General features: G+C 72.0%; 5 protein-coding genes. 4 read left to right on the top strand and 1 reads right to left on the bottom strand.

Annotation, left to right across the window (positions count from 1 at the left end; genetic code table 11):
• Positions 1-109: 109 nt before the first annotated feature.
• Positions 110-568: a MarR family winged helix-turn-helix transcriptional regulator gene (locus tag ACWGDX_RS39095; RefSeq protein ID WP_363085959.1), complete on the bottom strand. Its 459-nt coding sequence runs from the start codon at positions 566-568 to the stop codon at positions 110-112.
• A 175-nt stretch (positions 569-743) separates the two neighbouring features.
• Here ACWGDX_RS39095 and ACWGDX_RS39090 point away from each other — a divergent pair, with 175 nt between their 5' ends.
• From ACWGDX_RS39090 to ACWGDX_RS39075, 4 genes are all read left to right on the top strand, one after another.
• Positions 744-1961, top strand: coding sequence for an MFS transporter (locus ACWGDX_RS39090; RefSeq protein WP_453633552.1), 1218 nt, complete (start codon positions 744-746; stop codon positions 1959-1961).
• A gap of 178 nt (positions 1962-2139) precedes the next feature.
• Positions 2140-2973 (top strand): aldo/keto reductase, encoded by an 834-nt coding sequence (locus ACWGDX_RS39085; protein ID WP_453633550.1) that lies wholly within the window; start codon positions 2140-2142, stop codon positions 2971-2973.
• A 240-nt stretch (positions 2974-3213) separates the two neighbouring features.
• Positions 3214-4698, top strand: coding sequence for an acyl-CoA synthetase (locus ACWGDX_RS39080; protein WP_453633548.1), 1485 nt, complete (start codon positions 3214-3216; stop codon positions 4696-4698).
• The gene (locus ACWGDX_RS39075; RefSeq protein ID WP_453633546.1) at positions 4691-6034 is read left to right on the top strand and encodes a carboxyl transferase domain-containing protein; all 1344 of its coding nucleotides are present in this window, start codon (positions 4691-4693) and stop codon (positions 6032-6034) included. The genes ACWGDX_RS39080 and ACWGDX_RS39075 overlap by 8 nt, the downstream gene beginning before the upstream one ends.
• Positions 6035-6170: the final 136 nt, after the last annotated feature.

Below are 6170 nucleotides of genomic sequence, written 5' to 3'. Positions count from 1 at the left end.
CCCGAAGAGGGTCGCCGCCCGGCCCTTCTCGCGTGCGCGGCGTGCGCGGCGTGTGCGGTCGGCGCGGCGTGCGCCTGGACGGGGCGGGCGCGCGGATGCGGCGCGCCGGTCACAAGGCGCTGTCGAGGGACTCGATGGTCCTGACCAGGGGGGCCAGTTCGGGCTTCCCGGCGGCCTCGTCGAGGGCTTCCCGCAGCGCCTTGTCATTGGTGGGCCGCGCCTCCGCGACCAGCCGCAGCCCCGCCTCGCTGACATTGGTGTAGATCCCGCGGCGGTCGGTCGGGCAGAGATAGCGCGTCAGCAGACCACGGTCCTCCAGCCTGGTGACCAGACGCGTGGTGGCGCTCTGGCTCAGTACGACCGCGTCGGCGACCTGCTTCATCTGGAGATGACCGCCGTCGCCGTCGTGCTGCCGGCTCAGGACGTCGAGCAGTGAGTACTCCCGGAGGCTGAGGCCGTGCCCCGCCTGGAGCGCGCGCTCGATATGTCCCTCGATCCTGTCGTGCAGCACCGAAAGGGCACACCAGCCCTGGGCGAGACCCGTGAGCGCGGTGTCCGTGGCGGTCATGGCTTCCTCCTGTGGGCGACGTGAGGGCGTGCCGAGGCCCCTGTGCTCCCCGGGCCCCTGTGCTCCCAGGGTAAGACATCGACGCAATAGCCCGCGCTTGCAAGTAATCGGCGCGTGCAAGTATTGTGGTCGCACGTAAGCCGCATGTGCAATCGTCTGAAAGGCCCGTAGATCCATGCCACTCGCGCTTCTCGCCCTGTCCATCGGGGCATTCGGGATCGGCACCACCGAATTCGTGATCATGGGACTGCTCCCCGAGGTCGCCGGTGAGTACGGCGTCTCGATCCCCACCGCGGGACTGCTGGTCACCGGCTACGCGCTCGGCGTCGTGCTGGGTGCCCCGCTGATGACCGTCCTCGGCACCCGGATGTCACGCAAGCGGATGCTGACGCTGCTGATGGGACTGTTCGTCGCGGGCAATGTGCTCTCCGCGCTCGCCCCCACCTTCGGTCTGATGCTGACCGGGCGCGTGGTCGCCTCGCTCGCCCATGGGGCGTTCTTCGGTATCGGCTCCGTCGTGGCCGCGGGCCTGGTCGCGCCGGAGCGGAAGGCCGGTGCCATCGCCATGATGTTCACCGGACTGACCGTCGCCAATGTCGTCGGCGTGCCGCTCGGCACCTTCATAGGGCAGAGCGTCGGCTGGCGGGCGACCTTCCTCGTCGTCGCCGGTCTCGGTGTCGTCGGGCTCGCGGGCATCGTCAGGCTGGTACCCGAGCAGCCCAGGCCGGAGGGGGTACGGCTGCGCCATGAACTCGCGGCCTTCCGCAATGCGCAGGTGCTGCTCGCCATGGCCATGACCGTGCTCGGCTTCGGCGGTGTCTTCGCCGCGATCACCTACATCACGCCGATGATGACCGAGACCGCCGGATTCGCGGACTCCTCGGTGACCTGGCTGCTGGTGCTCTTCGGCCTCGGTATGGTCGGCGGCAATCTGATCGGCGGCCGGTTCGCCGACCGCCGGCTGATGCCGCTGCTGTATGTGTCCCTGGGCTCACTCGCCGTGGTCCTCGCGCTGTTCACGTTCACCGCCCATCACAAGGTCGCGGCGGCCGTCACCCTCACGCTGATCGGCGCCCTGGGTTTCGCGACCGTACCGCCGCTCCAGAAGAGGGTGCTCGACCAGGCGTCCGCCGCCCCCACGCTGGCGTCCGCGGTCAATATCGGGGCCTTCAACCTCGGCAACGCGCTCGCCGCCTGGCTCGGCGGAATCGTCATCGCCGCCGGGTTCGGATACACCGCGCCCAACTGGGCGGGCGCGGCGCTGGCGGGCTCCGCGCTCGTCCTCGCGATCGTCTCCGGCGCGCTGGAGCGCCGTACGCCCGCCGAGGGACGGGTGGTCGCCACCGGGACAGCCGCTCCGGAGCCCGGCCGGGCCGCCGCCGCCCGCCACTGAGCGCGGCGGGGACGACGTCGTTACGTTGGAAACCGGTGTGTCCCCCCGCTCATGCGCCGCCGCGCCGCAGCCTCTTCCCCATAGAGCCAGCGAGCACAGCGCGAGCACAGACAGAGAACCCGCGAGCACAGAGAACCCGCGAGAGACCGCGTGGGAACTCGCGAAGAAAAGGAACACCATGACTTCCGTGACCTCCGTCCCCGACATCGTCCTCAACAACGGCGTCAAGATCCCCCAGCTCGGCTTCGGCGTCTTCCAGGTCGACGACGCGCGGACCACCGACGCCGTCCTGGCCGCCCTCGACGCGGGCTACCGCAGCATCGACACGGCGGCCGTGTACGGCAACGAGGAGGGCGTCGGCCGTGCCATCGCCTCGTCCGGGGTGCCCCGTGACGAGCTGTTCGTCACCACCAAGCTCTGGAACGACCGGCAGGGGTACGACTCGGCCGTCGCCGCGTTCGACACCAGTCTGGCCAAGCTCGGCCTGGACCGGGTCGACCTGTATCTCATCCACTGGCCCGCGCCGGCGCGCGACCGCTATCTCGACACCTGGCGCGCGCTGGAGAAGCTGCTCGCCGACGGGCGGACCCGCGCCATCGGCGTGTCCAACTTCCAGCCCGCCCATCTCCAACGGCTGCTGGACGAGACCGGGGTGGCCCCGGTGCTGAACCAGATCGAGCTGCACCCCGGACTCCAGCAGACGGAGCTACGGGATTTCCACGCCCAGCACGACATCGCGACCGAGGCCTGGAGTCCGCTGGCGAAGGGCGAGCTGCTCCAGGTGGAGGCGATCACCGAGATCGCGGGGCGGCACGAGAAGTCGCCCGCGCAGGTGATGCTGCGCTGGCACCTCCAGCTCGGAAACATCGCGATCCCCAAGTCCGTCACCCCCGCGCGCATCCGCGAGAACATCGATGTCTTCGACTTCGAGCTCTCACCCGGTGACATGGCCGCGATCGCCACCCTCGACCGCGGACTGCGCACGGGCCCGAACCCGGACACCTTCAACTGAGACAGGACGCACGACTGGGAGAGGGCGCGACCGGGTCCGGACGGGGCGGGCCCGGCGATCTGCCCGGCGATCGAGCGCGTGAACTCCCTGCCGTCGGAGTCGACCGTGGTGTTTCTTCCGTCCGTCGATGGTGTACGGAGGGATCGTGGTGGCGGTGGTAACCGCCGCCGTCCGGCCGGCGCCGGTGGCGCCAGGCCTCGGCTGACCGGTCGGACTCGTCGACAGCAAGGAGAACGACGCGTGTCCCCTCTCTTCCCGGCTCTCGCGGCGCGCGCGGAGCGGCCCGCCCTGCGGTTCGGCGACCGTAGCCTCACCCATGCCGAACTGGCCGACGCGGCGGGCTCCCTGGCCGCGCGTATCGCCGGTGCGCGGCGCGTCGCGGTCTGGGCCACGCCCACCCTCGGGACGGCCGTCGGTGTGGTGGCCGCGCTGCTGGCCGGGGTTCCGGTCGTACCGGTCAACCCGAGGAGCGGTGCGCGCGAACTGGCCCATATCGTCGCGGACAGCGCCCCCGAGCTGGTCGTCACGGAACCGGGCGTGGTCCTGCCGCCGGCCCTCGCCGCGCTCGACCGGGTGGACGTCGTGGACATCGTGGGCGCCGAAGCGGGCGGTGCGCCGGCGGCGGTGACTTCGGGGGCGTCGGGACCGTCGGTCCCGTTCCCCGAGCACGCTCCGGAATCCCCCGCGCTGATCGTCTACACCTCAGGAACCACCGGGCCGCCGAAGGGCGCCGTCCTGCCGCGCCGCGCGCTCATCGCCACCCTGGACGCGCTGGAGGACGCCTGGCGGTGGACCGCCGACGACGTCCTCGTCCACGCCCTGCCCCTCTTCCATGTGCACGGGCTGATCCTCGGCGTTCTCGGACCGCTGCGGCGCGGTGGATCGGTGCGCCATCTCGGCCGGTTCGACATCGAGGGCGTCACCCGTGAACTGTCCTCGGGCGCCACGATGCTGTTCGGCGTACCGACGATGTACCACCGCATCGCCGAGGCGCTCCCCGGCGATCCCGCGCTCGCCAAGGCGCTGTCCGGGGCGCGGCTGCTGGTGTCCGGATCCGCCGCGCTGCCCGTCCACGACCACCGGCGGATCGCCGCGGCTACCGGACGCCGTGTCATCGAGCGGTACGGCATGACGGAGACCCTGATGAACACCAGCGTGCGCGCGGACGGCGAGCCGCGCGCCGGTACGGTCGGGGTACCGCTGCGCGGTGTCGGACTGCGGCTGGTCGACGAGTCGGGAGACACGATCGAGGCGTACGACGGCGAGACGGTCGGCGAGATCCAGGTCCGTGGCGCGAATCTGTTCACGGAGTATCTGAACCGGCCCGACGCGACCGAGGCCGCCTTCACCGACGGCTGGTTCCGTACGGGCGACATGGCGATCCGCGACCCCGACGGCTATGTCCGTATCGTCGGCCGCAAGGCCACCGATCTGATCAAGAGCGGTGGTTACAAGATCGGCGCGGGTGAGATCGAGAACGTCCTGCTGGAGCATCCGGGGGTGCGGGAGGCCGCCGTGACCGGAGAGCCCGACGCGGACCTCGGTGAGCGTATCGTCGCCTGGATCGTTCCGGCGCGCGTCGAAGCGCCGCCGTCCGCCGAGGAACTGGCGGACCATGTGGCGGCGCAGCTCGCCGCGCACAAGCGACCGCGCACCGTGCGCTATCTGGACGCCCTGCCCCGCAATGACATGGGGAAGATCCTGAAGCGGGCGCTCCATGGCTGAGCGGCCGAGCGCGCGCGAGGCGATCGCCGCCGTCACCGACGAGGGCGCGTTCGCCGAACTGCCCGTGCCGCGGGGCGTGTCCGTGCCGGACGGACCACTCGCCTGGGAGGGGTACGACGCGGCCCGCGCCCGCGCCGAGGAGCGCACCGGCGAGAAGGAGTCCGTCGTCTGCGGCACCGGACGGATCGGCGCCACCGAAGCGGTGCTGATCTCCTTCGAGTTCGGCTTTCTGGGCGGATCGCTCGGTGAGCGCACGGGCGACCGGCTGGAGGCCGCGTACACCCATGCGCGGGAGCGGCGGCTGCCGGTCGTCTCGCTGATCGCCACCGGCGGCAGCAGGATGCAGGAGGGGATGCGCGCGCTGCTCCAACTCCAGCGGGTGGCCCGGCAGTCCGCGCTCACCCGCGCGGCCGGACTGGCGCAGCTCGCGGTCGTACGTGACCCGACCACCGGCGGTGGCTGGGCCACTCTGGGCGCGGGAGCCGATGTCGTCCTCGCACTGCCCGGTGCCCAGATCGGTTTCGCCGGATCGCGTGTGCGCCCCGCCGACGCCGATCCGTACGCGTATACGGCGGAGGCGCAGTTGGCCGCGGGCCATATCGACGCGGTGGTGCGCCAGGACGAGCTGCGCGCCACCGCCGGTCGCTGGCTGCGGCTGCTGACGGGAGGAGACCGCGCCGGGGAAGCCGCGCCGCCCCCCGCCGGTCTGGGCGGCGGCGAGCCGCCCGCCTCCGGATGGGACGCGGTGATACGGGCCCGCGCTCCCGGACGCCCCCGTGCGCGGGCCTATGTGGACGCCTACTTCACCGAGCGGGAGGCGATCGCCGGGGACCGGTGCGGCGGCAGGGACCCGGGGATGCTGTGCGGGTTCGGCCGTCACGCGGGACGGACCGTCGCGTACGCCGCGCAGTGCGGCACCCCGACCCTCCCGGCCGGTTACCGGACCGCGGCCCGGCTGGTCCGGCTCGCCGACCGGCTGGGCATCCCCGTACTGACACTGGTGGACACCCCCGGAGCGGCCAATGACGCCGAGGCGGAGCGGGCGGGGGCCGGCGGCGCCATCGCGGATCTCTTCGCGGCCATGGCCACCGCCCGGGTACCCCTCACCACCCTGCTGATCGGCGAGGGCGGTTCCGGTGGGGCGCTGGCGCTGTCGGCGCCGGACAACATCTGGGCCACGCCCGACAGTTACTTCTCCGTCATAGCGCCCGAACTGGCCACGGCGATTCTCAAGCGGCCCCCGGGCGAGACGAGGGCGACGGCCGGCCAGCTCCGGTTGCGACCGGAGGATCTGGTGTCGCTCGGTGTCGTACGCGGGATCGTGCCGACGGAGTAGGCGGGTCTCGCGGGGAGCCGGTGCGCGGTCCTGTGCGTATGGTCCGGGCGTAAGGGCCGGCCGTACGGGCTGGGCGCGCGGACCGTGCGCGCAGGACCGGCGTACGGGCCCGGTGTCCCGCCCGGGAGGACGGGAC

The organism is Streptomyces sp. NPDC055025 (genome assembly GCF_053608565.1).
The sequence above is the reverse complement of the archived record's forward strand: the minus strand, read 5'-3'. Positions and strand labels throughout refer to the sequence as shown.

Excerpts from the sequence above, each read along its gene's own strand:
- ACWGDX_RS39085 (WP_453633550.1), top strand. The coding sequence starts at position 2,140 with ATGACTTCCGTGACCTCCGTCCCCGACATCGTCCTCAACAACGGCGTC.
- ACWGDX_RS39095 (WP_363085959.1), bottom strand. The coding sequence starts at position 568 with ATGACCGCCACGGACACCGCGCTCACGGGTCTCGCCCAGGGCTGGTGT.
- ACWGDX_RS39075 (WP_453633546.1), top strand. The coding sequence starts at position 4,691 with ATGGCTGAGCGGCCGAGCGCGCGCGAGGCGATCGCCGCCGTCACCGAC.
- ACWGDX_RS39090 (WP_453633552.1), top strand. The coding sequence starts at position 744 with ATGCCACTCGCGCTTCTCGCCCTGTCCATCGGGGCATTCGGGATCGGC.